This window comes from Zoogloea sp. GDB6 (assembly GCF_056724105.1).
Window position 1 is genome coordinate 795,089 of record NZ_CM161497.1, and the last position, 24,738, is coordinate 819,826.

Here is a 24,738-nt window from a genome sequence, read left to right on the forward strand (position 1 = left end):
ATGCTCTTTGCGTTATCGGGTCGAGGACGAACTCTTTACGGGAACGTAAGCATAGCCCTGGCGCCGTTGCGGTGTTACGGCGTTGCGCCGAAGAGTGTGTAAAGCTTCTCGACCGCGGAATCGTAGGGTTCACATTCGTCGATGCGTTGTTGCAGGAAGGCTTCCAGGCGTGGATACATGGCTACCGCCTGGTCGAGGACGGGGTCGGCGCCGGCCTGGTAGGCGCCGACGGCGATCAGGTCGCGGGAACGCTGGTAGCGGGAGAACAGCTGTTTGAAGCGCCGCACGACATCGAAATGCTGGCTCTTGACCAGGTTGTGCATGGCCCGCGAGATCGATTGCTCGATGTCGATGGCCGGGTAGTGGCCCTGGTCGGCCAGGCTGCGTGACAACACGATGTGGCCGTCGAGAATGGCACGTGCCGAGTCGGCGATCGGATCCTGTTGATCGTCACCCTCGGCCAGCACCGTGTAGAAGGCGGTGATCGATCCGCCGCCTTCCGGGCCGTTGCCGGCGCGCTCGACGAGGGCCGGCAGGCGGGCAAACACCGAGGGCGGGTAGCCGCGGGTCACCGGCGGCTCGCCGATGGCCAGCGCGATTTCCCGCTGGGCCATCGCGTAGCGGGTCAGGGAGTCCATGATCAGCAGGACCTGCTTGCCCTGGTCGCGGAAGTACTCGGCCACTGTCGTGGCGTAGGACGCGCCCTGCAGGCGCATCAGCGGACTGCAGTCGGCCGGTGCGGCAATGACCGCGGAGCGGGCCAGGCCTTCTGCGCCCAGGTTGTGCTCGATGAACTCCTTCACTTCGCGGCCCCGTTCGCCGATCAGCCCGACGACGATCACGTCGGCAGCGGTGAAGCGCGCCATCATGCCGATCAACACCGATTTACCGACGCCGGAGCCGGCAAACAGGCCCATCCGCTGGCCGCGGCCGACGGTCAGCAGGCCGTTGATTGCGCGGATGCCGACGTCGAGGGACTGGCTGATCGGGGCGCGCTGCAAAGGGTTGATGGGGCGCGATTGCAGGGAGCGGGAGTGGCGGGTGTTCAGCGGGCCGAGGCCATCCAGCGGTCGGCCGGCGCCGTCGACGACGCGGCCGAGGAGTTCGTCGCCCATTGGCAGATGCTTGGCCCGATCGGAGGCGCGGCGGCGCGGCTCGGTGCGCTCGCCGGCAATCAGTTGCGGCTGGGTCGGTTCAAGGGGGAAGACCTGGGCGCCCGGCGACAGGCCGAAGACATCGTCGGTGGGCATCAGGAAGATCTTTTCACCGTTGAAGCCGACGACTTCCGCTTCGACTGAACTGCCGCCCGGGATGACGATCCGGCAGCCTGAGCCAAGGGGCAGTTTGAGGCCGGAGGCCTCCATGACCAGGCCGTTGATGCGGGTCAGGCGGCCAGCCACCTGGTACGGCGGTGTGGCGCCGATGAGCTTCCGTGCGTCACCCAGGAAAGTACGCCAAGTTTCGGTGCCGTGGTTCATCAGGGCTCATCCCCATCCCAAGGCACGTTGTGGCCGAGATTGTCCATGATGCGGCGCCAGCGGGTCTGCACGGTGGCGTCGATCTGGCTGCCGGACGTTTCGATGCGTACGCCACCGCGGCTGATCGTGGCATCCTCGACCAGCCGATGGCCGGCGTGGGCCATGTGTTCGCCGAGATAATTCCGCACCATCTCCACGTCCTCCGGATTGAGGTGGATCTGGGCATGGGTCTGGGGCATCTGCCCAAGGGCCTCGCGCAACAGGTCGGCGATCGCATCCGGCCGGGTGGCGATGGTGTGGCGCACCATCTGGCGGGCCAGTTCGGTGGCTAATGCGAGGATTTCTTCGGCAACCTCCTGGTCGAGCGTCGTCAGGGAGTTTTCCATCCCCTCGACGAGGCCGTGGAAGTGCATGGCTTCGATGCGGCCGCGGGCTGTGCCTTCCTCGTAGCCGGCGGCGTAGCCTTCCTTGCGGGCTTCCTCGTGGATGCGCTCGATGTCTTCGGCGGTAGGCAGCTGGAAAACAGAGGCGTCATCCCCCAACAGTTCGTCAGCGAGCATGTCAGGCAGAGGTGGGGGCTCCGGCGCCGCTTCGGGCAGTGGGGGCTCGACGACAGGAGGCTCTACGGCCGGTTCGGATTCCGGCAGGGTTTGCTCCTGCGGCGCCTGCTGGGCGGCCGGCTCGTCGAAGGAGGGCGGAATCCAGCGCCGGTAGATGCCGACGGCCTGGTGGCGGTCCATGCTCATCGGCGGGCCCCGTGCTTAGACGAAGGCATCGTCGCCTCCACCGCTGGACAGGGCGATCTGGCCTTCTTCCGCCAGGCGGCGGGCGGTCTTCAGAATTTCCTTCTGCTCGGCCTCGACTTCCGACAGGCGCACAGGGCCGCGGGAGTCCAGGTCTTCCCGCAGCATTTCGGCAGCCCGCTGGGACATGTTCTTGAAGATTTTCTCGCGCAGTTCGGGCGGGGCCCCCTTCAGCGCGACCACCAGCGAATCGCTCTGGACTTCCCGCAGCAGGGTCTGGATGCCGCGGTCGTCCAGGTCGAGCAGGTTCTCGAAGACGAACATCTCGTCGAGGATCTTCTGGGCCAGGTCCGGGTCGTACTCGCGCACATTGTCGAGAATGGCGGTCTCCGCCGCCGAGCCGACGAAGTTGAGGATTTCCGCCGCATGGCGGACGCCGCCCATGGCGGTTTTCTTGACTGCCGACGCGCCCGACAGCATGCGCGTGAGGGCTTCGTTCAGTTCCTTCAGGGCCACCGGCTGGACGCCGTCGAGGGTGGCGATCCGCAGCAGGACGTCGTTGCGTAGACGGTCGGTGAAATGTTTGAGGATGTCGCCAGCCTGGTCGAACTCCAGGTGCACGAGGATCGTGGCAATGATCTGCGGGTGCTCGTTCTTGATCATGTCGGCCGCGGTAGGGGCATCCATCCACTTGAGGCTCTCGATACCGGCGGTATCGGAGCCTTGCAGCACGCGGCTGATCAGGTGGGTGGCGCGCTCGTCGCCGAGGGCCTTGGTGAGCATCGCCTTGATGTGCTCGTGGTCGGCCTCGATCGGCGAGCCCTTGTCTGCATAGGCGATCAGTTCGTCGAGAATGCCCTCGACCCGCTCGCGTGGTTGGGCCTGCATGGAGGCCATGGCGGCACCGAGTTTCTGCACTTCCCGGGGGCCGAGTTGCTTGAGCACCTCGGCGGCCTCGTCGGCGCCCAGGGTCAGCAGAAGCAAGGCTCCCTTTTCCAGCCCTTCATCGTTGCTGCTCATTGGCTCCCATCCATTCCTTGATCAGATTGGCCACCATCCGCGGATTCTCCTTGGCAAGGGCCAGCGCCTTGGCGAGCTTTTCGTCGTAGGCGAGGCGGGCGGCGGCTTCCGGCGACAGGGCAACATGGGCTCCTTCCTCGCCTTCCTCACCTTCTTCACCCTCGGCGCCTTCTCCGCCTTCTCCAGGCTCGGCGCCTCCGCCTTCTTCCTCTTCCTTCACCTCCGGTTGCGGCAGCACCTGCTTCATCAACGGACGGATGACGCCGAAAGCCACGAAGGCAATTACGCCGGCGATGACCAGGTATTTGGCGAGTTCCTTGAAGAGGGGGATGTTGTCCGGATCCTTCCAGAACGGCATCTCGAGCTGATCCTTGTCGGAGGCGACGAAGGCGCTGCTGGCCACGCTGATGGTGTCGCCCCGGTCCTTGCTGTAGCCGACGGCCTCGCGGACCAGGTTTTCGACGCGCTGGCGTTCTTCTTCGGGGATCGGCACGGACTTGACGTTGCCGTTCTTGTCCTTTTCTTCCTTGTTATTGACCACCACCGCCACCGACAGACGCTTGATCTGGCCGAGGGCCTTGCGCGTGTGCTGGATGGTCTTGTCTACTTCATAGTTGATCGTGGCGCTTTTGGTTGACGTGAGTGGCGCTTGGCCGCTGCCCGTGGTCGGCGGCACTGCCGGCGTGGTGACCGGTGCCGTGGCGGGGACTGGCGGCTGATTGGTCAGCGCGCCCGGCACGCCCTGCGGCCCCTGGTCGCGGGTCTGGCTCTCGCTGCTCTGCTGGCTGCGGATTGCCTGTTCCGGCGAGGGGTTCGGGCGGTAGGTCTCGGCGGTCTGTTCCGTCTGGTTGAAATCCACGTCGGCGGATACCTGGGCGCGGAAGTTTCCCTTGCCGTACAGCGGGGTGAGGATGGAATTTACCCGCTCGATGTAGCCTTCTTCGAGTTCGTGGGTATATTTCAGCTGGCTGGCGTCGAGGTTGCCGCGCAGGGGATCGGGCTTCTTGGTAAGCAATGCGCCGTCCTGGTCGATCACGCTGACGTTGTCATTGGTCAGGTTGGGGACGCTGGAGGCGATCAGGTGCACGATGCCGGCGATCTGCGAGGGGTCGAGGGCGCGGCCGGTGCGCAGGTTGACCATCACCGACGCGGTCGGCTTCTGCTCGTCGCGCAGGAAGGCGGTCTGTTTCGGAATCGCCAGGTGCACACGGGCCCCGGCGACGCTGGCGATGGACGAGATGGTGCGCGATAGTTCGCCTTCGAGGGCGCGTTGGTAATTGATCTGCTCATGAAACTGGGACAGCCCCAGCTTCTGGTTCTCCATCAGTTCGAAACCCACCAGCCCGCCCTTGGGAATACCCTGGGCGGCAAGGCGCAGACGCAGGTCATGGACCTGGGGGGCCGGGACGAGAATGGCATTGCCATTCTCGGAGAACTTGTAGGGGATGTTCTGCTGCTGGAGGCTGGTTACGACGGCGCCGCCATCCTTTTCCTCGAGATTGGAAAACAGCACGGAATACTCCGGCTGCCGGCTCCACAGAAGCACGCCGACGATCAACGCAATGCCGAACGCCAACGCCGCGCCGGCGGCGATCTTCTGGCGTTGGGACAGATTGCGGATGTTCTCCAGCACCTGCGCCAGCGGCGAAGCGGGCGGCGGAACTGGAGCGGCGGCGGCGTCTTCTGCTGCCATGGACACACTTCCTCTTATCGGATGCCCGCATTGTCCTTCACCAGGAGAATTTTGAGTCAGGGATAAGCGGCGCTTTTTGCCGCCTATTTGCCGCCTTGCCATGTGCCGGGCAGGCCTAAGCTGCGAAGCGGTGAATAACGCCCCGGATTGCCCATGACCTTGCCTGCCACCGATGACCGTCTCGACGCCCGCCAGCTGGCCGAAGCCTTTCGCCAGTTCAGCGAGGCTTCGGAGGCGCTGACCGGTGCCTATGCCGGTCTGCAGACCCAGGTCGGCCAATTGACCGAACGCCTCAGCGTGTTGATGGGCGCATTGCCGGCCGGGGTGGTGGTCCTCGACCGCGAAGGGCAGGTGGTGCAGGCGAATCGGGCCGTCGAGGCGATGTTCGCGACCTCGCTGGCCGGCGTGCCATGGGAGGTGTTCTGCGCGGCGCATCTGCAACCGACCGAGACGCCGGGCGAGTGGCAGCTCAGCAGCGACGGCGACACCCTGCGCGTCACCCGCGTCGATGCCCCCCTCGAATCCGGCGACGGTCACATCGTGCTGTTGACCGATGTGACCGAGGCGCATCGTATGCGCCTGGCGGCGGAACGCCAGGAGCGGCTGGCGGCAATGGGCGAAATGGTGGCGGGCCTGGCCCACCAGCTGCGTACGCCGTTGTCAGCGGCGCTCCTTTATACCGCAACCCTTGTCCAGCAAGAGATGGGGCCGGCTGATCGGGAGCGGATCGGCAACCGGGCCATCGAGCGCCTCCGGCATCTGGAAAAGCTGATTCGCGACATGCTGCTGTTTGCACGCGGTGAGACGCTGGGGCGAGAGCCCTTCGCCATCTGCGATCTGGTGGCTGAACTGGCTCAGACGTTGGAGCCGGTGGCTCGTGCCAAAGGGCTGGCTTTCGAGCCGGACTGTCACTGTGGCGTTTCGCAGGTGGTGGGTGAGCGCAAGGCCATCGTCGGCGCACTGACCAACCTGCTGGAGAACGCCGTACAGGCGACCGAGGCCGGCGGCAGCATCCGCTTCGACGCTGCGCTGGGCGCAGGGCTCGTACGTTTCAGCGTGACCGATACCGGTAAAGGTATCGATCCGGCGCTTCAGTCACGACTCTTTGAGCCGTTTTTTACAACTCGACCCGATGGTACTGGGTTGGGTCTGGCGATCGCGCGGGGGGTGGCGCGTGCCCATGGTGGCGATATCGGCATTCAGTCCGAGCCGGGCCGTGGCACCACCTTCACCCTGACCCTCGCTACGGGCGGCTGACGCTCGGTCGTTCCCCAGTTTTAGAGAGAAGTCCAATGCCCGATACCTTGAACATCCTGGTTGTCGAAGATGATGCCCCGCTGCGTGACGCTGTGTGCCTGACGCTTGAAGTTGCTGGTCATGACGTTACCGGCGTCGGCGATGGGCCTGCCGCGCTGCTCGAGGTGGAGAAGCAGGCCTTCAACCTGGTTCTTTCCGATCTGAAGATGCAGCCGATGGATGGCCTGCAACTGCTGGCCGAACTGCGTCAGCGCCTGCCGCAGCTTCCGGTGTTACTGATGACAGCGTTCGGCGATGTGGAAAAAGCGGTGGATGCGATGCGCGGTGGCGCCTGCGATTTCCTGATGAAGCCTTTCGAGCCCAAAGTGCTGCTGGAACATGTGCAGCGTTATGCCCGGACCCGCCAGGAGGAGGGCATGGTGGCGGCCGATCCGCACACCCGCAAGCTCCTCGCACTGGCCGACAAGGTGGCGGAAACCGATGCGACGGTGCTGCTGAATGGCGAGTCGGGGACCGGCAAGGAGGTCTTCGCCCGCTATCTGCACGAGCATTCGCCGCGCCGCAATGGCCCCTTTGTGGCGATCAATTGTGCGGCGATTCCCGACTCCCTGCTGGAGGCCACGCTGTTTGGCCACGAGAAGGGCGCCTTCACTGGCGCAGCCGCGTCCCAGGCCGGCAAGTTCGAGCAGGCGGAAGGGGGCACGCTGCTGCTCGATGAGATCTCCGAGATGCCGCTGGGGCTGCAGGCCAAGCTGCTGCGGGTGCTGCAGGAGCGGGAGGTGGAGCGGGTCGGCGGCAAGAAGGCCATCGCCCTCGACATCCGTGTGCTGGCCACTACCAACCGGGACATGACCAAGGAAGTTGCAGCCGGGCGTTTTCGCGAGGATCTGTTCTATCGCTTGAATGTTTTTCCGCTGCAGATTCCGTCCCTGCGTGAGCGTCCCGGAGACATCATTCCGCTGGCCCATCATTTCGCCGCAATGCACGGCGAGCGTCTGAAGCGTTCCGCACGCCTGTCGCCTGAGGCGGAGTCCGTGCTGGTGACTTACCATTGGCCGGGCAACGTGCGGGAACTGGAAAACACGGTGCAACGCGCCTTGATCCTCAGTGGAGGCGACGCCGTTTCTGCGGATACGATCCGTTTGTGCCTGCCACACTGGAATGGTGAGCCTGTGCGTCTGGTGCCGCCCCCTCCTGTTTTGCCGGCGGCATTTGCCGGCGAGATGGCAAATTCTGCCGTTGAGGTGCCGCAGGCGAACAAGGAGATGGTCCGTCCGGCCAGCATGAAGGATCTTGAGCGAGAGCACATCCTGCAGGTGCTCAAGGAGGTCGGTGGATCGCGCAAGCGCGCCGTAGCGCAGCTCGGGATCTCCGAACGGACCTTGCGCTACAAGCTCCAGCAGTACCGCGAGGAAGGGCTTTTCAGCGATTGAGCCTGGCGCCCGTTGCTTGGCACGTGCTTTGCTCTGCTATAGTGGAGAAAAAGGAGCCGAACCATGGATACCCGCGGGATCGATCAGATGTTGTCGGAACTGCGCGCCACCTCGCAGGTGGCGACGGGCAAGCCTGCCCAGGCCGCAAAAGCGGCTGGGGAGACGGACTTCGGCCAGGTTCTGCAGAGCGCCATCGATCAGGTCAGCTCGGCCCAGATGCAGGCGCAGGAAATGGCCAAGGGCTTTTCGTCCGGTGATCCGAACGTCAATCTGCAGGACGTCATGGTCAATCTGCAGAAGGCCAACCTGTCCTTCCAGCAGATGGTGCAGGTTCGCAACAAACTGGTTACCGCCTATCAGGACATGATGAACATGTCGGTTTGAGGGCGGAAGGAATTGAATGACAAAAGCCGGCATTGCCGGCTTTTGTCATTCCTGGGGGGCCGATCTTGTCAGAGGTGTTGGCGTTCTCGGGCGTTACGTTCGCGCTCGGCCTTCAGTATGTAGCGCTGAATCGTGGATGCCATGTTGCTTGGCAGATTGATGAATTCGCAGCCAGCACGTACGGTGACGCTGCCGTCCCGGTTGGTGATGCGGAAAACGTTGCGTACCCGCAGGGAGGCGGCCACCGGACCAGTTTCCGGCAACATCAGGCGGCAGTCGTGGAATTCCATATCGGCGGCAAACTCCACGCCGTTCGGCGGAATCACGATTGCCAGGCCGCCACCACTGATATCCAGCACATTGGCTTCCAGTGAAACCACTTTGTCGCCTGTGGCCTCGCCCACCGGAATCAGGCATGACAAACCATAGTTGCTCTGCATGGTCAGACGGAAATACTCCCGTCGCTGCAGGCGCAGCATGACGTTCGGTACTGGGATGCGGAACGCCTCATGCCCCTCGAAGGGGAGGCGCTCGATCTGGCGCGCGGCGAATTGAATCTTGACCTTGTCGAGTTGGGTGACGCAGATGAGCTGCTCGGCCGACTCCACGCGGCGGTTGATGGCTTCGTCGTTGGTCGAGTCCAGGATCAGGTGGTTCTCGTCGGGGGTGATCGCCAGGATGGCCGTCAGGAAGGAGTCCGCGCTCGCGTCGATGAAGGCGCTCAGCATGGAACGTTTGTGCAGAAGTCCGCGCAGGTTGTAGAGAATGTCGGTCTTCCCGCGCAGAAGGTAGCGGGAATAGTCGTCGGCCTGCAGGAGTTCGAACTTGAGCGGCATGATATGGATGGTCGATCCGCGATCAGGAAGTGGACGGATTTTAGCAGTCCACTTCGTGCTCCGAACGGCCATGCATCATCAAATGGAAAACGAGCCCGCGGGCAGCAGCCCCGGGCCCGTGAAAAACGGTGGGAGAGCCGTTCAGCGGGTGGCTTCGCGTTCGATCTCCTCGAGGCTGGTGTGGCGGACGTCGCGACCCTTGACCAGATACACCACGTATTCGGCGATGTTCTTGGCGTGGTCGCCGATGCGCTCCACCGACTTGGCCACGAACATCAGCTCGATGGACTGGGAGATGGTGCGCGGGTCTTCCATCATGTAGGTGATCAGCTGGCGCATGATGCCCTTGAACTCGGCATCCACCTCCTTGTCCTGGCGAACGACCTGGGCAGCGGAGATGGTGTCGAGGCGCGCATAGGCATCCAGTGCGGTGCGTAGCATGTCCACTACCGCGTCGGCGATGTGGCCGAGGCGGATTTGCGGCATGAAGGAGGAGCCGCCGGTATGCAGCTGCTTGGCCGTCTTGGCGATCTTCTTGGCTTCGTCGCCGATGCGCTCCAAGTCGGTGATGGTCTTCTGCACGGTGCTGATCATGCGCAGATCGACCGCCGTGGGTTGGCGCTTGGCGATGACCTGGTTGCAGGCTTCGTCGAGTTCGATTTCCAGGATGTTGACCCGGTTGTCGTTTTCGATGACTTGGTCGATCAGTAGCAGATCGCCTTCGCCAAGGCCTTCCATCGCCTTCACGATCTGCAGTTCGACCATGCCCCCCATCTGGAGAACCCGGTTGCGGATTCCTTCCAGCTCGGAATCAAACTTCTTGGAGGTGTGCTCGGTCATGGCAAGTCCTGTGATTGAAGGCAATGAAAACTGCCGAAGGCTAGCAGGGAAAGATGATCCTTTTGTGTCAGTCAGGCCCGTTCGAAGGTCTGCACGCCCTCTGTGCTTGCCAGCAGCAAGACATCGGCGCCGCGTTTGGCGAAGAGGCCGCTGGTCACGACACCGACGATGCCGTCGATGGCAGTTTCGAGGGCGACCGGGTCGCTGATGGCGAGGCCATGAACGTCGAGGATCAGGTTGCCGTTGTCGGTGACGAAGCCTTCGCGGACGATCGGTTGGCCGCCGAGACGGGTGAACTCACGGGCCACCTGGGCGCGCGCCATCGGGATGACTTCCACCGGGAGCGGGAAGCGCCCGAGCTGGGCGACCCGCTTGGAGGCGTCGCAGATGCAGATGAACTTGTCGGCCACGGCGGCGACGATCTTCTCGCGGGTCTGGGCACCACCGCCCCCCTTGATCATCGCCAGGGAGTGGTCGATCTCGTCCGCGCCGTCGATATAGACCGGCAGGGAGGTGACGTCGTTCAGGTCGAGCAGGCGGATGCCGTGGGCGGCCAGACGGCGCGCCGACGCCTCGGAGGAGGGGACCGCGCCGGCGATGCGGTCCTTGAGGGCGGCCAGGCCATCGATGAAGAAATTGGCCGTCGAGCCGGTACCGACGCCGACCACTTCGCCTTCGATCACGTAGTCGAGTGCGCGTAGCGCCGCCTGTTGCTTGAGTTCGTCCTGGGTCATGATGTGCAGCCGGAAGGCAAAAGCGTGATTTTAACCGGGCGGCGCCGATCCGATGCCGCTATCAGGTGAGGCCGCTGGCGACAGGACGGGCCGGATCGGCACACCACTCGCTCCAGGAGCCGGCGTAGAGCTTGGCCCCGTCGAGGCCGACAGCCTCCATGGCCAGCAGATTGTGGCAGGCGGTCACGCCAGAGCCACATTGAAGGACCACGTTATGTGCGTCGCCACCCTTGATCAGCGCGCCGAACTCTTCCTGAAGCTCCGACAGCTGCTTGAAGCTACCGTCAGCGCTGAGGTTGTCCTTGAAGAAGCGGTTGATGGCGCCAGGGATGTGCCCGCCAACTGGGTCGAGGGTTTCGTTCTCGCCTCGGAAACGATCGGGAGCGCGCGCATCGATCAGAAGCATGTCCGGGCTATGTAGATGGCCGAGAATGTAGTCGACATCTACTTTCATGGTGTGCTGAAGCTTCAGGGGGAATGTCTGAGCGGTCTCTTCGATTGGCTTGGTGGTGCTCAGTGGGTAGCCTCCCGCAGTCCAGGCCTGCAGGCCGCCGTTCAGCACTGCGACGCGATCATGGCCGAGCCAGCGCAGCAGCCACCACAGGCGGGCGGCGAACATGCCGCCGACGTCGTCATAGGCGACGACCTGGGTTTTATCGGAAACCCCGAGGGCGCCCAGCTTGTCGGCGAGAAGCTGTGGGTCGGGCAGCGGATGGCGTCCGTTGAGCCCGTTACAGGGCCCCGAAAGGTCTTCTTTCAGGTCGAGGAAGAAGGCGTTGGGCAGGTGTCCGTCAGAGTAAGCGTGCTGTCCGAAGTCTGGATCGCGAAGGTCGAAACGGCAGTCGAAGATGCGCCAGGAAGGCGTCGCTGACTCAGCCAGTTCCTGTGGGGTGATGAGCGTCGTGAAAAGCGGTAGCACGGCGGTAGCGTCCTCAGCGGCCTTAGTCTGCAACCGGCGACGGAATGCCGCTGATCCAGGCTTCGGCGTCGTCGGCATCCTCGAATACACGGGTGTTGGCATCGACGAAGATCTGCGACAACCATGCACTCCAGGTCACCCATTGGTCGTCAGTGACGATTGCGATACGGGCAAAATCGTGGGCGTGAGCACGCGCAAAGCGGATTTCCTCAAGGGCCATGTCCACGGTGAAGCCGGTCATTTCCCGCAGATCGAAGAACAGGCTGACGGGCCCTTCAAACTGCACCTTGTAATTGACGAGTTCTTCGAATTCCTTGTAGTCGGCCAGGGTGAACTCGCCAAAGACGGTCACGTTGATGCGGCTGTCCTTGTTATCGGTGGTGATCATCGCCTGCTTCCTTTCTGGGCTGACTATATGTTTGCAGTGTAGCGCCGGACGGCGCCCGGCTTCAATCGGCCTCCAGGGCTGGTGTGGGTTTGCGGGAGGCCAGGGAGACCAGAATGCCGCTGGAGATGATGATCACGATGGCGAACATGGACGTCCAGGGCAGGTGCTCTTGCCAGAGCATGACACCGAATAGGCTCGAGAAGACGACCGTGCTGTAGGCTAGGTTGGCAGAAACCAGCGTCTTACCGTAGCGGTAGGCCCGAGTCATGGCGAGTTGGGCGCAGCCACCAAAACCACCGACGCCGAGCAGGATGGCCGCCCCTTCTAGTGAGATGGAATGCAGTTCGCCGGCAAACAATGCCCAGGGTAGGCCGAAGAGGCTGGTGATCAGCGAGAACCACAACACCGTGCGGGCCTCCGGTTCTCCGACTCGCCCCAGCTCACGGACGTTAACGTACGCGATGCTGGCGATCAGGCCAGCCCCCAGGCCGCTCAGCCCTCCGAGCCACTGGCTGGGTTGCAAGGTTGGCTTGAGCAGCAGGATCACACCGAAAAAACCCAGGCCAACGGCACCGAAGAGCACGGGGCTGACACGTTCCTTGAACCAAAGGGCAAGCAGTAGGGCGACGAACAGCGGAGAGGTGTAATTGAGCGTGACCGCGGTGGCGAGCGGCAGGATACCGAGGGAGAAAAAGTAGCACATCAGCGCGATGGAGCCAGACAGGCCACGAGACAACTGCAGACGCCAGTGCGGAGTGGCGGGGGACGTGTCCTGCAGGCGCAGCAGGACGATCATCATCAGTAAGCCCACAAGCCCTCGATAGAAGACCAGTTCGCCGGTGGAGAAGAGCGCGGAGCCGAGTTTGACGCACACCCCCATGCAGGCGAACAACAGGCTGGCGACGATCATCCAGAGGGATTGCATGGGGAGCTTCGGTGGAAGGAAACCTCCCCATTTTACTGAATGAACTCGCCCTGGCCCGGCGCAAACGTGAAAAACCCCCGGGGCTTGCGCCCGCGGGGGTCTTCAACCAAGCGTGCCGGCGAGGGATGCCGGCAACCGGATTTCTTAGTGGAACTGTTCTTCTTCGGTGGAGCCGGTCAGGGCCTTCACGGAGGAAGAGCCGCCCTGGATCACGGTGGTCACGTCGTCGAAGTAACCGGTACCCACTTCTTGCTGGTGGGAGACGAAGGTGTAACCCTGTTCGCGAGCAGCGAATTCCGGCTCCTGAACCATTTCGACGTAGTGCTTCATGCCTTCGCCGCCGGCATAGGCCTGGGCGAACTTGAAGGTGTTGTACCAGTTGACGTGGATGCCGGCCAGGGTGATGAACTGGTACTTGTAGCCCAGTGCGGACAGTTCTTCCTGGAAGGAGGCGATCTGCGAGTCGTTGAGGTTCTTCTTCCAGTTGAAGGACGGCGAGCAGTTGTAGGACAGCAGCTTGCCCGGGCAGGCGGCCAGCACGGCTTGGGCGAATTCACGGGCGAAGCCGATATCGGGCACGCCGGTTTCACACCAGACCAGATCAGCATACGGAGCGTAAGCCACGCCACGGGAGATGGACTGTTCCAGACCGTTCTTGACGCGGAAGAAGCCTTCCTGGGTGCGCTCGCCGGTGAGGAACGGCTTGTCGTTCTCGTCGTAGTCGGAGGTGATCAGGTTGGCGGCTTCGGCATCGGTACGGGCCAGGATCAGGGTGGGGACACCCATCACGTCGGCGGCGAAACGTGCGGAGATCAGCTTTTCGCATGCTTCACGGGTCGGCACGAGCACCTTGCCACCCATGTGGCCACACTTCTTGGCGGCAGCCAGCTGGTCTTCGAAGTGCACACCGGCAGCGCCGGAGGCGATCATGTTCTTCATCAGTTCGAAGGCGTTCAGCACGCCGCCGAAACCGGCTTCCGCGTCAGCAACGATCGGCAGGAAGTAGTCGATGAAGCCTTCGTCGCCCGGGTTGATGCCACGGGACCACTGGATTTCGTCAGCGCGCTTGAAGGTGTTGTTGATGCGGCGAACCATGGTCGGCACGGAGTCGTAGGCGTACAGCGACTGGTCCGGGTACATGGTTTCGGAGGTGTTGCCGTCGGCGGCGACTTGCCAGCCGGACAGATACACGGCTTCCAGGCCAGCCTTGGCCTGTTGCATGGCTTGACCGGCAGTGATGGCGCCGAAAGCATTGACGTAGCCCTTCTTGGCGCCGCCGTTCACCTTGTCCCACAGGACCTTGGCGCCGCGCTGGGCCAGGGTGTACTCGGGTTGCAGGCTGCCACGCAGGCGCACGACGTCAGCGGCGGAGTAACCACGCTTGACGCCCTTCCAACGGGGGTTTTCGGCCCAGTCTTTTTCCAGAGCGGCGATTTGCTGTTCGCGAGTCAGAGACATACGTAATCCTTTTCTAACCAAGTGGGGAGGGGAAGCCGGGGTGCGGAAGTCTGCTCTTGCGGGCTGTGCTTCGCGCTCACTCCTGAGCCGCTTGATCCTGCTGCCGTAGGCTTTGGAGCGCTTCGGAAACGTCGATCAGTGGGAGAAAGTATAGGGATGATCGTGCATGGCAGCAATAGGTCTTATATAAGATATAAGAAATAAATTTTTCAAAAAAAACAGGAGTTTAAGCTCCTGTTTTTGTATCGTGAAATAGTGTCGGCGATTATGAAATGAAGCCTCGCTGCGCTGCGGTCCCTTCTACGGGTTTACAGCAATGGGGTTTCCGACAGAATCACCCCGTCCTCGTCAGCGTATAACCATTGTCCGGGAACGAAGGTGACGCCGCCGAAAGTGACGGGAATGTCCACGTCGCCAGCGCCCTTCTTGACGCTCTTCATCGGGTGGGTGGCGAGGGCGAAGACGCCGATGTCCATGCCGGCGATGGGGCCCGAATCGCGGATGCAGCCATACATGATCACGCCGGCCCAGCCGTTCTTGACGCCCAGCAGGGCGAGCTGGTCACCAAGCATCGCACAGCGCAGGGAGCCACCGGCGTCCACGACGAGTACGTTGCCGTTGCCCGGGGTGTCGAGGGTCGAGCGCACGAGGGCGTTGTCCTCGAAGACCTTCAGGGTGCGGATCGGGCCGGCGAAACGGGTTTTGCCGCCAAAGCTGCGGAACATCGGGGCTACAGCGCGGACCTTGCCTTCGTTGGCGTCGCAGAGGTCGGTGGTCTGGAATTCCATGTTGACTCCATCAGAGCGGTGAAATGAAAACGGGCGGCTTTTCAGCCGCCCGTCAAGGGTGCAAAGCCTAGTTGGAAAAACTATACCGTAGCTTCCACCAATTCCTCGAACACGAGTTTCACCTTGCCGTCCTCGTCCAGGTCGATGGTGACCGTGCCGCCGTTGGCCAGGCGGCCGAACAGCAGCTCGTCGGCCAGCGCCGAACGGATGGTGTCCTGAATCAGGCGAGCCATCGGGCGGGCGCCCATCAGCGGATCGAAACCCTTCTCGCCGAGCCAGTCGCGCAGCTTGTCGGTGAAGTGGGCATCGACCTTCTTCTCGTGCAGTTGAGCTTCCAGCTGCATCAGGAACTTCTCGACCACGCGGGTGATGATGTCGTGATCCAGGTTCTTGAAGGAGATGATCGCGTCCAGACGGTTGCGGAACTCCGGCGTGAAGAGGCGCTTGATGTCGGACATCTCGTCACCCTGCTCGCGCTTCGCGGAGAAGCCGATGACCGCCTTCTGCATGGTTTCCGCACCGGCATTGGTGGTCATGATGATGATGGTGTTGCGGAAGTCCGCCTGGCGCCCGTTGTTGTCGGTCAGGGTGCCGTGATCCATCACCTGCAGCAGGATGTTGTAGATATCCGGGTGGGCCTTTTCGATTTCGTCCAGCAGCAGCACGCAGTGCGGTTTCTTGTTGACCTGCTCGGTGAGCAGGCCGCCCTGATCGAAACCGACATAGCCCGGCGGGGCGCCGATCAGGCGGGACACCGCATGGCGCTCCATGTACTCGGACATGTCGAAGCGCACCAACTCGATGCCCAGCGTGTAGGCGAGTTGCCGGGCGACTTCGGTCTTGCCGACGCCGGTCGGGCCGCTGAACAGGAAGGAGCCGATCGGCTTCTGCGGATTGCCGAGGCCCGAGCGGGACATCTTGATGGCCTTGCCGAGGGCCTCGATGGCCGCATCCTGACCGAACACGACGTTCTTCAGGTCGCGCTCGAGCGTCTTCAGCGAGGCGCGGTCGTCGTTGGAGACGCTGCGCGGCGGGATCCGGGCGATCTTGGCGACGATCTCCTCGATCTCGGCCTTGCCGATGAGTTTTTTCTGGCGCGACTTGGGCAGGATGCGCTGGGCGGCACCGGCTTCGTCGATGACGTCGATGGCCTTGTCGGGCAGGTGACGGTCATTGATGTAGCGGGCCGACAGCTCTGCCGCGCTGGACAGCGCAGAGGCGGAATACTTGATGCCATGGTGCTGCTCGAAGCGCGACTTGAGGCCCTTGAGGATCTCGACCGTTTCGGGGACCGATGGCTCGACGACGTCCACTTTCTGGAAGCGACGGGACAACGCGTGGTCTTTTTCGAAGATCTGGCGGAACTCGGTGTAGGTGGTGGCGCCGATGCACTTGAGCTGTCCGGACGACAGGGCCGGCTTCAGCAGGTTGGATGCATCGAGGGTGCCACCCGAGGCTGCACCGGCGCCGATCAGCGTATGGATCTCGTCGATGAAGAGAATCGCGTTCGGGTGTTCGACCAGCTGCTTCAGCACCGCCTTCAGGCGCTGCTCGAAGTCGCCGCGGTACTTGGTGCCGGCGAGCAGGGCGCCCATGTCCAGGGCGTAGACCTGGGCGTCGGCCAGTATGTCCGGGATGCGCCCTTCGACGATGCGGCGTGCCAGGCCTTCGGCGATCGCGGTCTTGCCGACCCCGGCTTCGCCGACCAGCAGCGGATTGTTCTTGCGGCGGCGGCACAGGGTCTGGATGACGCGTTCGACTTCCTTCTCGCGGCCGATCAGCGGGTCGATCTTGCCGAGGAAGGCCTGCTGATTGAGGTTCTGCGTGTAGTTGTCGAGGGCGCCGCCGGGGCTTGCGCCTTCCTGTTCCTGCTCGCCCTGCTCGGAGTCACCCGACGGACGCGCCGGGTTCGCACCCTGCTGCGGCGTCTTGGTGATGCCGTGGGAAATGAAATTCACCACATCCAGGCGGGAGATGTTCTGCCGCTGGAGGAAGTACACAGCGTGGGAGTCCTTCTCGCCGAAGATTGCCACCAGCACGTTGGCGCCGGTGACTTCCTTCTTGCCGGACGACTGCACGTGCAGGATGGCTCGCTGGATGACACGCTGGAAGCCGAGGGTCGGCTGAGTGTCGATATCTTCGGTGCCTTCCACCTTCGGCGTGTGCTCATTGACGAAGTTCGTCAATTCCTTGCGCAGCTCGTCGGTCTTGGCGGCGCAGGCGCGCAGCACTTCGGCGGCGGAAGGATTGTCGAGGAGCGCAAGCAGGAGGTGCTCCACGGTGATGAACTCATGGCGCTTCTGCCGGGCTTCGACAAAGGCCATGTGCAGACTGACTTCAAGCTCTTGCGCGATCATTTCAGTTTTCCTCCATGACGCAAGCCAAGGGGTGCTGGTTCTGGCGTGCGTACGCGATGACCTGCTCGACCTTGGTGGCTGCGATGTCCCGCGGGAAGACTCCGCATACACCAACGCCCTCTCTGTGCACTTTGAGCATGATCCGCGTGGCTTGTTCGCGGTCCATCCCAAAGAATTTCTGTATCACGGTCACCACGAAATCCATCGGGGTGAAATCGTCGTTAAGGAGCATGACCTTGAACAGCGGTGGCGGCTTGACCCGCGTGACCTCTGTATCGAGAACCGACTCTTCCTGCTTTTTGATGACCATGCGAACCATTCTAAACAACCCCGATGATTGTGCAAGAGCCACCCCGCACGCCCATCCAGGGGAACCTGGGACAGCGCATTGGCCTTTTGATGCTGCGCTGCAAGAGGGAATTAAGTCGCGAAAAAACAGACGCTTTAATCCGAAATGGGATTAAACGCGACAAATGGAGCCCGCTCGCATGCTGTGTTGCAACAACCGTGCCGGTTCATAAATGCGTTGACGGCCTCAATCAAGTCACGTAAAAGCAAAACTGTGTTCGCGCCAAGTTAGAAGCGACGGGGCTTTGCGTCGCGTATTGCAAGATATGCCGTCGGAAGTTCTCGCTTGTCTTGACTCGATAGCACGCTGGATGTCCGGATCGTATTACTGAAATCAAGAAGGAATTTGCAATATGGCAACTGGTACTGTTAAGTGGTTCAACGACGCCAAAGGTTTCGGCTTCATTACGCCGGATGACGGTAGCGAAGACTTGTTCGCCCACTTCTCTGCGATCAACATGAACGGCTTCAAGTCGCTGAAGGAAGGGGAGAAAGTCCAGTTCGAAGTCACCCAGGGCCCGAAGGGCAAGCAAGCGTCGAACATCCAGCGCGCTTGATGCTCCCGACCTGCCAGGGTTGATCACCCTGGTGTCGTGACCAAGGCCGCCGATGCGCGAAAGTGCATTGGCGGTTTTCATTTTCTGGGCCGAATTCCCTATCGGGCGGTGGTGTTTGGAAAGACCGCATATGGCTCTTCAGTCAGGCTTTGGGGAGGAGCTATGGATGTGCGTGGAATGCTTGGCAGGCATGCCTCATGCCATTGGGTGGTGCGTCGGCAGCAGGGTTCCGCACATTTTTGATGCGCGTTGTCGGAAATGTGACAGTTGCTTATATGGTTAGTGCTGCAGGTGGGGAGGGGATTGAGTGCACAGTAATAAAAAAACCCGCTCGGGAGCGGGTTTTTTTATTACTGTGCAACAAGCGGTAATCGCGTGCCGGAAGCAATTACTTGAGTTTCACTTCCTTGTACGGCACGTGCTTGCGGGCAACGGGATCGTACTTGTTGAATTCCAGCTTGTTCGGGGTGGTACGCTTGTTCTTGGACGTGGTGTAGAAGTGCCCGGTGCCAGCAGTGGACTCGAGCTTGATCTTTTCGCGGCCGCCTTTTGCCATTTCGATTTATCTCCTGGTTAAAAAGGCTTAGACCTTTTCGCCGCGAGCGCGCAGCTCGGCGACGACGGCGTCGATGCCCTTCTTGTCAATGGTGCGCAGGGCTGCGTTGGATACGCGCAGGCGCACCCAGCGGTTTTCAGCCTCGCTCCAGAACTTGCGGTTTTGCAGGTTCGGCAGGAAGCGGCGCTTGGTCTTGTTGTTCGCGTGGGAAACGTTGTTGCCCACCATCGGTGCTTTTCCGGTCACTTGGCAAACGCGAGCCATTTGTTGCTCCAAACTGGTTTGATTCGATAAGACCGTCGATTATAGACAACTATGTGTACTCAAATCAATACCTTGGTGTCGTTGCGGTGAGCGCAGCCTGATCGACCTGATCAACCGAGGGGCAGACCGCGCTCAGCGAAGGATAGCGGTGGGGTGTTGCCGGCGACGATGAAATGGTCGAGCACCCGCACGTCCACAAGGGATAGAGCCCGGCTGAGGCTGCGGGTCAGGGCTTGGTCGGCCTGGCTGGGCTCGCTGACACCCGATGGATGGTTGTGGGCGAGGATGACAGCCGCCGCGTTGCGCTGCAGAACCAGTTTGACCACTTCGCGGGGATAGACCGAGGTCTGTGTGAGTGTGCCGCGGAACAGCTCTTCGGAACCCATCACGCGGTTCTGGGCGTCGAGGAGTAGGATCATGAAGACCTCGTGGGGTAGCTGCCCGAGTTTCAGGCGCAGCCAGTCCCGTACCGCGGTGGGGGAATCGAGGACGTCGCGGTGGGCCATTTCTTCGCCCAGGGCCCGTCGCGAGAGTTCGAGGACGGCTTGCAGCTGCGCATACTTGGCGGGGCCCATGCCGGGTATGGCCGAGAAGGCGGAGGCCGACGCGCTGCATAGGGCCGACAGGCCGCCGAAGTGCTTCAACAACTCACGGGCCAGATCGACGGCGCTTTTGCCGCGAATGCCGACCCGCAGGAACAGGGCCAGCAGTTCCGCGTCGGATAAGGCGGTTGCGCCATGGGCCAGCAGGCGTTCCCGCGGGCGTTCGTCGGCTGGCCAATCAGTGATCGCCATGGGGTGTACAATCCATTCTTCCGTAGGTAACCGATAATACCATTGGCATGAGTGAGCTGAAGGGCAGGAAACTGGTGCTGGGCGTGACCGGCGGCGTGGCGGCGTACAAGGCTGCCGAACTGGTGCGGCTGCTCGGCAAGGTGGGGGCGGATGTCCATGTGGTGTTGACCGAGGGCGGCGCGCGCTTTGTCACGGCCGTGACGTTCCAGGCCCTGTCGGGCAATCCGGTGTGGACCGACTTGTGGGATCCGCGCATGGACAACAACATGGCCCACATCGACCTGACCCGTGATGCGGATGCGGTCCTCATCGCGCCGGCGACCGCCGATGTGATGGCCAAGCTGGTCCATGGCCTGGCCGACGATCTGCTGACAACCCTCTGTCTGGCCCGCGAGTGCCCGTTGCTGGTGGCGCCAGCGATGAACCGCCAGATGTGGGAGAACCCGGCAACCCGGCGCAATGCCGCGCAGCTCGTGGCCGACGGCGTAGGCCTGTTGGGGCCGGGCGCCGGCGAGCAGGCCTGCGGCGAGGTCGGGCTTGGCCGCATGCTCGAGCCGGAGGAACTGTGCGAGGCGGTGATCGCTTTCTTTCAGCCCAAGCTGCTGGCCGGGCGGCGCATCGTGATGACGGCCGGGCCGACTTTCGAAGCCATCGATCCGGTGCGTGGCATCACTAATTCCAGCTCGGGCAAGATGGCCTACGGGCTGGCCCGGGCCTGTGCGCAGGCTGGCGCCGAGGTGACACTGGTCAGCGGTCCGGTTGCCTTGCCGGTTCCGGCTGGCGTTGAAAAGGTTGGTGTGCGTAGCGCGCTCGAGATGCGCGACGCCGTCTTTGCCGCGTTGCCAGGGGCTGATGTCTTTATCGGCGTGGCGGCGGTTGCTGACTACCGTCCGGCGACGTCGGCCGAACACAAGATCAAGAAGTCCGGTGCCGAGTTGAGCCTGACTTTGACGCCCAATCCGGACATTCTTGCGGAGGTGGCGGCCCTGCCGCAGGCGCCGTTCTGCGTTGGTTTTGCTGCTGAAAGCCGCAATCTCGATGAATATGCCGAAGGCAAGCGCAAGGCCAAGAAGCTGCCGCTGGTCGTCGGCAACCTGGTGCAGGACGGCCTGGGCGGAGACGACAACCAGGTCGTGCTCTTCGACGAACAGGGACGTCATCCGCTGCCGAGGGCGTCGAAGCCCGACGTGGCGCGCGCCATCGTGGCTCATCTGGCGGCCTTGCTGCCGGCTTCCTGATTAAATTGACTGACGACTCGTGAGGCGACGCCATGCACAGTATTGACATCCGCATTCTCGACGAACGCCTGAAGGCGCAACCTCCGGCCTATGCCACAAGCGGTTCGGCCGGGCTCGACCTGCGCGCATGCCTGGATGCGCCGGTAGTTCTCACGCCTGGGCATACCACGCTGATCCCGACAGGCATCGCCATTCACCTGGCCGATCCGGGTTTGGCGGCGATGATCCTCCCGCGCTCGGGCCTGGGGCACAAGCACGGCATCGTGCTGGGCAATCTGGTCGGATTGATCGATTCCGATTACCAGGGGCAGATCTTCGTATCGACTTGGAACCGTGGCCATGACAGCTTCACGATCCAGCCGATGGAGCGCATTGCGCAGCTGGTGATCGTGCCGGTGCTGCAGGTGGCCTTCAACGTGGTGGAGCATTTCGAGGAGAGCGATCGGGGCGCCGGTGGTTTCGGTAGCACGGGCAAGCATTGATGCGTCACGCGGGGATTCCGACCGGCGTGCACGTGTTGCTGGAGGATGGTGAGCGTGTGCTGCTGATGCGGCGCGCCGGAACGGGTTTTTTCGACGGACTGTACAGCCTGCCCGGCGGGCATGTGGAGGAGGGCGAGTCCTTACGGCAGACGGCCATCCGGGAGATGCACGAGGAACTGGGTATCGAGCTCGATGCCGCGGATCTCGAGATCGTCGGCGTGGTGCATCGGCACTCGGATACGAACCGCATCGATTTCTTCCTGCGCGCGCTCCGCTGGTCGGGAACGCCGCGCATCGCCGAACCGGACAAGTGCGACGATCTGCACTGGTTTGAACGTGGCGGCTTGCCCGCGGCGACGGTTCCTTACGTGCGTGACGCCCTGCTTGCCGGCGCCGGACCGTGGGTTCGGGAACTCGGCTGGTCATGATCCGGACTTGCCGGCGCCCGAAGACGCCGGCAAGGTTGACGTGATGATGGCCTATTCGGGAACGCTGACGGTACCGTTGCTGAAGCTGATCGCATCCGCCGCGGCCGGACTGGTGGCGATCGGCGGAACGTTGCTCCCCGTCAGTGCCGGTGCCGCACCGGGCGTGCCGCCCCGCGGGGTGGTACGGATGAGCTGGGACGGAGGAAGCGGCGCGCCGGTCTTCAGGTGGGCGTACATCAGATCCATTGCTTGGTTGAAATACACATGCAGCGGTACCAGGCGGGAGTCGTAGCCCGGCAGCAGCGCGTTGTCGATGAAGGTGTCGAAGTGCTGCGCATTGGTAACCTCGTAGTAGTGCAGCTGGCCCTTGCTGCCATCGGCTTTCTGGCTGACTCCGAAATAAGCACGGGCGGCGTGATTGACCGGGATCAGCGTGTCCGAGCGGCCGGCGACGATGATCGTCGGCTTGCCGCCCAGCGCGCCGGAGGCCTGGACTTCGGCAATCCCCTGCTTGATGCGTTCGGATTGTGCGAGCTGCGTGCCGCTGAGTTTGGCGCCGCTGACCGGATCGACGCCGGTGACCAGCGCGCGGGCACATAGCGCACCGTCCAGGGCACCGTCCGCGAGGCCTGTGGATGGCGAAATCGCCAGTACGTCACGCAACGCGCCACCGCTGGCATCGTTGTAGACCAGGTTGATGCCACCGGTTGGCGGCACGCCGTTGCCACTGGCAAAGATACCGGCCTGGACAACAGGATTGGTGGCCGTCACCTTGCCCAGGTCCGTGCCCGCAGTCACTGTGGTCGCGAAGCTGAAGCCGCAGACATTGTCGGCCACGCTGAAACGCCCGTAGGCGTTCAGGTAGGTGACTACGATCGAGGTGGTAGCGAATGCATGGTGGGACGCGTGGTAAAGGTCGTGCTCGTTGCCCCAGCCATAGGCGTGCAGCTTCTGCATCGCTTCGTCGGCCTGTTCCTGTAGTGTCGCGCCGGTGAGCAGCCCCTTGGCTTTGAGTGCGGAGCAGCGGTTGGTGCCGTAGGCAGCAACGAAGGCGACCCCTGGCGATCCACTGGCCATGGTCGGCGAGAGGGCTGCGCAGGGCTGGTAGAGGTTGGCGTAGGTGAAGTAATCAAGCAGCGGCTTGCCAATGGTGGCGACGGTGTTGCTGCCTTGCCTGATGGTCAGCCCGCTGACGTCCTTCGGCTGGATTTGCGGTTCGCCGACCGCGATGCCATCGATCAGGCCGAGCGTGTCCTGTTCCGCGGCCAGCAGGGCTGCGCCGCCACCGTTGGAGACGGAGGAGGCGAGTACCAGCGTGTTGGCTGGCCGGATGGTGCGACGCTTCTTGCCGTTGCTGTCTGCGACTCCGTATTTCTCGTTGAGTACGTAGAAGGCGAAGCCGATCGCATCGAGGGTGTTGCGGCCCCAGTCCTTTTCCGGGTTCTGCTGGGAGTGGGCGTGTTTGTATGCGACGCGGTTCGGGAAGACCTGATTGAAGGCGTCGAGGGCGTTCTTGCTGAGGTCGGCGGCGAACAGGGCTTTCTTGCCGGCTGCGGAAGAGGTGACGACGGCGCCGTCGATGAGATTGACGGTATCCGCTGTCAGGTCGTGCATGCCGTTGCCGCTGCCTTTGTCAGTGTAGGCCACGGCGCAGCCATGTTTCAGGCCCCATTCCCCGGCAGTACCGATGGCCCCATAGATGCCGCGGGAGCCGGAGGACGTCGCGGTGACGATGCACGGATTGGCGCTGTCGAAACTGTCCGGCACCTGGACCATCAGCGTCACCTTGCGCTTGCCGCTCATGTCACCAGCGTAGGCGATGGCCTCCAGGCCGCTGATCTTGCCTTCGCCGAGGGTGTCGTTGCCGTGGATGTCGATGTTGGGCCCGAACAGGGTGCCGTAGCCGCCGGTGCTCTTGTTGGCGTCGACCAGGGCCCGGTAGTTGTTGTAGATGGCGTTGCGGCGCAACTCCGCCACGGTAGGGGCGGCCGGGTTGGCATACAGCGGGGCGGTCGCGCTGCCGAGCCCTGACTTGCCGAGGCCCGCGGTCAGCAGATCGTCCGTGTCGCCGTCGTAAGTGTGGGTTGTATAGGTGTCGGCCCACACGCGCTCCGGCAGTACGTTGTAGGTGATGAAGCCGCCACCGCTCGGCTGGAGATCGGTGAGCGTCAGCAGGCGGTCGGTCTCGTCGCCATCGGTGTCGGCGGTGCCCGGCGTGAAGCGGGTGCTGCGCAGGCTTGCGGGACGCCTGCCGAGTTCCGCCTCCAGTGCGTCGAGGAGCTTGCTGTCAGCGTCGGTGACAGCACTGCTGCTGACGTCCTTGAAGCTGCCCGAGGTGAACGCGGCCTGCAAGGCATTGCTCGAGCTGGCACCGAGTGCCAGAAGTGCAATGCTGTTGGTGGCGTTGTTGATGTTGGCGGGTTTGCCGGCGTCGTCGCTGGTGACCAGGGCGTACCAGACCCCCTTGCTGCCGGTGATCTGCAGCATGAAGGGGTAATTCAGGCCGGTGATATTGAAGCTGAAATTGCCGTTGGCGTCGGTGCTGGCCTGGCGGACGGCGCCACTGGCGTCCTTGAGGCTTACGGTCTGATTGGCGATCGCCAGGCCTTCGGCGGCAAAGCCGCTGAGGTTTGTCGTACTGCCGCTGCTGCTGCCGCTACTGCCACCGCCGCAGGCGGTCAGTACCAGGGCGCCGCTGAGTGCGAGGGCAAGGGCTGACTGACGTAAAGGGTATGTCATGTGTCTCCTCCTTGTTATGTTGTATGAAAACCCGGGAGGGGGTTTCATACTCATATTGGTTTGCGGGGGCGGCAGATGA

General features: G+C 62.6%; 25 protein-coding genes. 7 read left to right on the forward strand and 18 right to left on the reverse strand.

Features of this window, described 5'->3' with window-relative positions; genetic code table 11:
• Positions 1–74: 74 nt before the first annotated feature.
• Genes fliI through fliF form a run of 4 tightly spaced genes read right to left on the reverse strand, consistent with a single transcriptional unit; the run spans position 75 to position 4,934 of the window.
• Positions 75–1,478, reverse strand: coding sequence for a flagellar protein export ATPase FliI (gene fliI, locus AC1PQG_RS03605; protein ID WP_481121303.1), 1,404 nt, complete (start codon positions 1,476–1,478; stop codon positions 75–77).
• Positions 1,478–2,224 carry a flagellar assembly protein FliH gene (locus tag AC1PQG_RS03610; RefSeq protein ID WP_481121304.1) on the reverse strand — a complete coding sequence of 249 codons (747 nt, stop codon included), beginning with the start codon at positions 2,222–2,224 and terminating at the stop codon, positions 1,478–1,480. Before AC1PQG_RS03610 ends, fliI begins: the two co-directional genes overlap by 1 nt.
• Before the next feature lie 15 nt (positions 2,225–2,239).
• Positions 2,240–3,241 carry a flagellar motor switch protein FliG gene (gene fliG, locus AC1PQG_RS03615; protein WP_481115612.1) on the reverse strand — a complete coding sequence of 334 codons (1,002 nt, stop codon included), beginning with the start codon at positions 3,239–3,241 and terminating at the stop codon, positions 2,240–2,242.
• Complete coding sequence (gene fliF, locus AC1PQG_RS03620; protein WP_481121305.1) at positions 3,225–4,934, reverse strand: flagellar basal-body MS-ring/collar protein FliF; 1,710 nt, start codon at positions 4,932–4,934, stop codon at positions 3,225–3,227. The genes fliG and fliF overlap by 17 nt, the downstream gene beginning before the upstream one ends.
• A 153-nt stretch (positions 4,935–5,087) precedes the next feature.
• Between fliF and AC1PQG_RS03625 the strand changes: the two genes are divergently transcribed.
• From AC1PQG_RS03625 to fliE, 3 genes are all read left to right on the forward strand, one after another.
• Positions 5,088–6,191: a sensor histidine kinase gene (locus AC1PQG_RS03625; protein WP_481121306.1), complete on the forward strand. Its 1,104-nt coding sequence runs from the start codon at positions 5,088–5,090 to the stop codon at positions 6,189–6,191.
• 35 nt (positions 6,192–6,226) lie between these two features.
• The gene (locus tag AC1PQG_RS03630) at positions 6,227–7,624 is read left to right on the forward strand and encodes a sigma-54-dependent transcriptional regulator (protein ID WP_481121307.1); all 1,398 of its coding nucleotides are present in this window, start codon (positions 6,227–6,229) and stop codon (positions 7,622–7,624) included.
• A gap of 63 nt (positions 7,625–7,687) precedes the next feature.
• Positions 7,688–8,008, forward strand: coding sequence for a flagellar hook-basal body complex protein FliE (fliE, locus tag AC1PQG_RS03635; protein ID WP_481121308.1), 321 nt, complete (start codon positions 7,688–7,690; stop codon positions 8,006–8,008).
• A 68-nt stretch (positions 8,009–8,076) separates the two neighbouring features.
• Here fliE and AC1PQG_RS03640 read toward each other — a convergent pair whose 3' ends face one another.
• From AC1PQG_RS03640 to clpS, 10 genes are all read right to left on the reverse strand, one after another.
• The gene (locus AC1PQG_RS03640) at positions 8,077–8,844 is read right to left on the reverse strand and encodes a flagellar brake protein (RefSeq protein ID WP_481121309.1); all 768 of its coding nucleotides are present in this window, start codon (positions 8,842–8,844) and stop codon (positions 8,077–8,079) included.
• Positions 8,845–8,985: 141 nt separating this feature from the next.
• Positions 8,986–9,684 (reverse strand): phosphate signaling complex protein PhoU, encoded by a 699-nt coding sequence (gene phoU, locus AC1PQG_RS03645; protein ID WP_481115606.1) that lies wholly within the window; start codon positions 9,682–9,684, stop codon positions 8,986–8,988.
• 71 nt (positions 9,685–9,755) lie between these two features.
• The gene (gene rpiA / locus AC1PQG_RS03650; RefSeq protein ID WP_481121310.1) at positions 9,756–10,418 is read right to left on the reverse strand and encodes a ribose-5-phosphate isomerase RpiA; all 663 of its coding nucleotides are present in this window, start codon (positions 10,416–10,418) and stop codon (positions 9,756–9,758) included.
• Positions 10,419–10,479: 61 nt separating this feature from the next.
• A complete protein-coding gene (locus AC1PQG_RS03655; protein ID WP_481121311.1) occupies positions 10,480–11,337 on the reverse strand; it encodes a sulfurtransferase in 858 nt (285 codons plus the stop codon).
• A gap of 22 nt (positions 11,338–11,359) precedes the next feature.
• Positions 11,360–11,725: a SpoIIAA family protein gene (locus AC1PQG_RS03660; protein WP_481121312.1), complete on the reverse strand. Its 366-nt coding sequence runs from the start codon at positions 11,723–11,725 to the stop codon at positions 11,360–11,362.
• A gap of 61 nt (positions 11,726–11,786) precedes the next feature.
• Positions 11,787–12,650: a DMT family transporter gene (locus AC1PQG_RS03665; RefSeq protein ID WP_481121313.1), complete on the reverse strand. Its 864-nt coding sequence runs from the start codon at positions 12,648–12,650 to the stop codon at positions 11,787–11,789.
• Between the two features lie 144 nt (positions 12,651–12,794).
• Positions 12,795–14,108 carry an isocitrate lyase gene (gene aceA, locus AC1PQG_RS03670; protein WP_481121314.1) on the reverse strand — a complete coding sequence of 438 codons (1,314 nt, stop codon included), beginning with the start codon at positions 14,106–14,108 and terminating at the stop codon, positions 12,795–12,797.
• Positions 14,109–14,416: 308 nt separating this feature from the next.
• A complete protein-coding gene (rraA, locus tag AC1PQG_RS03675; RefSeq protein WP_374485502.1) occupies positions 14,417–14,896 on the reverse strand; it encodes a ribonuclease E activity regulator RraA in 480 nt (159 codons plus the stop codon).
• 80 nt (positions 14,897–14,976) lie between these two features.
• Positions 14,977–17,253: an ATP-dependent Clp protease ATP-binding subunit ClpA gene (gene clpA, locus AC1PQG_RS03680; RefSeq protein WP_481121315.1), complete on the reverse strand. Its 2,277-nt coding sequence runs from the start codon at positions 17,251–17,253 to the stop codon at positions 14,977–14,979.
• Between the two features lies 1 nt (position 17,254).
• Positions 17,255–17,563 (reverse strand): ATP-dependent Clp protease adapter ClpS, encoded by a 309-nt coding sequence (gene clpS / locus AC1PQG_RS03685; protein WP_374485506.1) that lies wholly within the window; start codon positions 17,561–17,563, stop codon positions 17,255–17,257.
• Between the two features lie 391 nt (positions 17,564–17,954).
• Here clpS and AC1PQG_RS03690 point away from each other — a divergent pair, with 391 nt between their 5' ends.
• Complete coding sequence (locus AC1PQG_RS03690) at positions 17,955–18,158, forward strand: cold-shock protein (protein WP_079433360.1); 204 nt, start codon at positions 17,955–17,957, stop codon at positions 18,156–18,158.
• 388 nt (positions 18,159–18,546) lie between these two features.
• Here AC1PQG_RS03690 and rpmG read toward each other — a convergent pair whose 3' ends face one another.
• The 3 genes from rpmG to radC form a co-directional block, all read right to left on the reverse strand.
• A complete protein-coding gene (gene rpmG, locus AC1PQG_RS03695; protein ID WP_015434855.1) occupies positions 18,547–18,714 on the reverse strand; it encodes a 50S ribosomal protein L33 in 168 nt (55 codons plus the stop codon).
• A gap of 27 nt (positions 18,715–18,741) precedes the next feature.
• A complete protein-coding gene (gene rpmB, locus AC1PQG_RS03700) occupies positions 18,742–18,978 on the reverse strand; it encodes a 50S ribosomal protein L28 (protein WP_079433361.1) in 237 nt (78 codons plus the stop codon).
• 110 nt (positions 18,979–19,088) lie between these two features.
• Positions 19,089–19,772: a RadC family protein gene (gene radC / locus AC1PQG_RS03705; protein ID WP_481121316.1), complete on the reverse strand. Its 684-nt coding sequence runs from the start codon at positions 19,770–19,772 to the stop codon at positions 19,089–19,091.
• A gap of 47 nt (positions 19,773–19,819) precedes the next feature.
• On the opposite strand from radC, the gene coaBC reads away from it, so the two are divergent.
• From coaBC to AC1PQG_RS03720, 3 genes are read left to right on the forward strand one after another with little or no spacing between them, the layout of a single operon-like run.
• Positions 19,820–21,010, forward strand: coding sequence for a bifunctional phosphopantothenoylcysteine decarboxylase/phosphopantothenate--cysteine ligase CoaBC (coaBC, locus tag AC1PQG_RS03710; RefSeq protein ID WP_481121317.1), 1,191 nt, complete (start codon positions 19,820–19,822; stop codon positions 21,008–21,010).
• 32 nt (positions 21,011–21,042) lie between these two features.
• Positions 21,043–21,492: a dUTP diphosphatase gene (dut, locus tag AC1PQG_RS03715; protein ID WP_481115596.1), complete on the forward strand. Its 450-nt coding sequence runs from the start codon at positions 21,043–21,045 to the stop codon at positions 21,490–21,492.
• The gene (locus AC1PQG_RS03720) at positions 21,492–21,920 is read left to right on the forward strand and encodes an NUDIX hydrolase (protein ID WP_481121318.1); all 429 of its coding nucleotides are present in this window, start codon (positions 21,492–21,494) and stop codon (positions 21,918–21,920) included. The genes dut and AC1PQG_RS03720 overlap by 1 nt, the downstream gene beginning before the upstream one ends.
• Before the next feature lie 51 nt (positions 21,921–21,971).
• On the opposite strand, the gene AC1PQG_RS03725 is transcribed toward AC1PQG_RS03720, so the two are convergent.
• Positions 21,972–24,659, reverse strand: coding sequence for a D-(-)-3-hydroxybutyrate oligomer hydrolase (locus AC1PQG_RS03725; protein ID WP_481121319.1), 2,688 nt, complete (start codon positions 24,657–24,659; stop codon positions 21,972–21,974).
• Positions 24,660–24,738 lie beyond the last annotated feature (79 nt).

Coding starts and splice junctions, on each gene's coding strand:
- AC1PQG_RS03640 (WP_481121309.1), bottom strand. CDS start 8,844: ATGCCGCTCAAGTTCGAACTCCTGCAGGCCGACGACTATTCCCGCTAC.
- fliG (WP_481115612.1), bottom strand. CDS start 3,241: ATGAGCAGCAACGATGAAGGGCTGGAAAAGGGAGCCTTGCTTCTGCTG.
- AC1PQG_RS03665 (WP_481121313.1), bottom strand. CDS start 12,650: ATGCAATCCCTCTGGATGATCGTCGCCAGCCTGTTGTTCGCCTGCATG.
- rpiA (WP_481121310.1), bottom strand. CDS start 10,418: ATGACCCAGGACGAACTCAAGCAACAGGCGGCGCTACGCGCACTCGAC.
- fliF (WP_481121305.1), bottom strand. CDS start 4,934: ATGGCAGCAGAAGACGCCGCCGCCGCTCCAGTTCCGCCGCCCGCTTCG.
- clpS (WP_374485506.1), bottom strand. CDS start 17,563: ATGGTCATCAAAAAGCAGGAAGAGTCGGTTCTCGATACAGAGGTCACG.
- AC1PQG_RS03660 (WP_481121312.1), bottom strand. CDS start 11,725: ATGATCACCACCGATAACAAGGACAGCCGCATCAACGTGACCGTCTTT.
- rpmB (WP_079433361.1), bottom strand. CDS start 18,978: ATGGCTCGCGTTTGCCAAGTGACCGGAAAAGCACCGATGGTGGGCAAC.
- radC (WP_481121316.1), bottom strand. CDS start 19,772: ATGGCGATCACTGATTGGCCAGCCGACGAACGCCCGCGGGAACGCCTG.
- AC1PQG_RS03720 (WP_481121318.1), top strand. CDS start 21,492: ATGCGTCACGCGGGGATTCCGACCGGCGTGCACGTGTTGCTGGAGGAT.
- AC1PQG_RS03610 (WP_481121304.1), bottom strand. CDS start 2,224: ATGAGCATGGACCGCCACCAGGCCGTCGGCATCTACCGGCGCTGGATT.
- clpA (WP_481121315.1), bottom strand. CDS start 17,253: ATGATCGCGCAAGAGCTTGAAGTCAGTCTGCACATGGCCTTTGTCGAA.
- fliI (WP_481121303.1), bottom strand. CDS start 1,478: ATGAACCACGGCACCGAAACTTGGCGTACTTTCCTGGGTGACGCACGG.
- fliE (WP_481121308.1), top strand. CDS start 7,688: ATGGATACCCGCGGGATCGATCAGATGTTGTCGGAACTGCGCGCCACC.
- dut (WP_481115596.1), top strand. CDS start 21,043: ATGCACAGTATTGACATCCGCATTCTCGACGAACGCCTGAAGGCGCAA.
- aceA (WP_481121314.1), bottom strand. CDS start 14,108: ATGTCTCTGACTCGCGAACAGCAAATCGCCGCTCTGGAAAAAGACTGG.
- phoU (WP_481115606.1), bottom strand. CDS start 9,684: ATGACCGAGCACACCTCCAAGAAGTTTGATTCCGAGCTGGAAGGAATC.
- AC1PQG_RS03630 (WP_481121307.1), top strand. CDS start 6,227: ATGCCCGATACCTTGAACATCCTGGTTGTCGAAGATGATGCCCCGCTG.
- AC1PQG_RS03625 (WP_481121306.1), top strand. CDS start 5,088: ATGACCTTGCCTGCCACCGATGACCGTCTCGACGCCCGCCAGCTGGCC.
- rpmG (WP_015434855.1), bottom strand. CDS start 18,714: ATGGCAAAAGGCGGCCGCGAAAAGATCAAGCTCGAGTCCACTGCTGGC.
- AC1PQG_RS03690 (WP_079433360.1), top strand. CDS start 17,955: ATGGCAACTGGTACTGTTAAGTGGTTCAACGACGCCAAAGGTTTCGGC.
- rraA (WP_374485502.1), bottom strand. CDS start 14,896: ATGGAATTCCAGACCACCGACCTCTGCGACGCCAACGAAGGCAAGGTC.
- AC1PQG_RS03725 (WP_481121319.1), bottom strand. CDS start 24,659: ATGACATACCCTTTACGTCAGTCAGCCCTTGCCCTCGCACTCAGCGGC.
- coaBC (WP_481121317.1), top strand. CDS start 19,820: ATGAGTGAGCTGAAGGGCAGGAAACTGGTGCTGGGCGTGACCGGCGGC.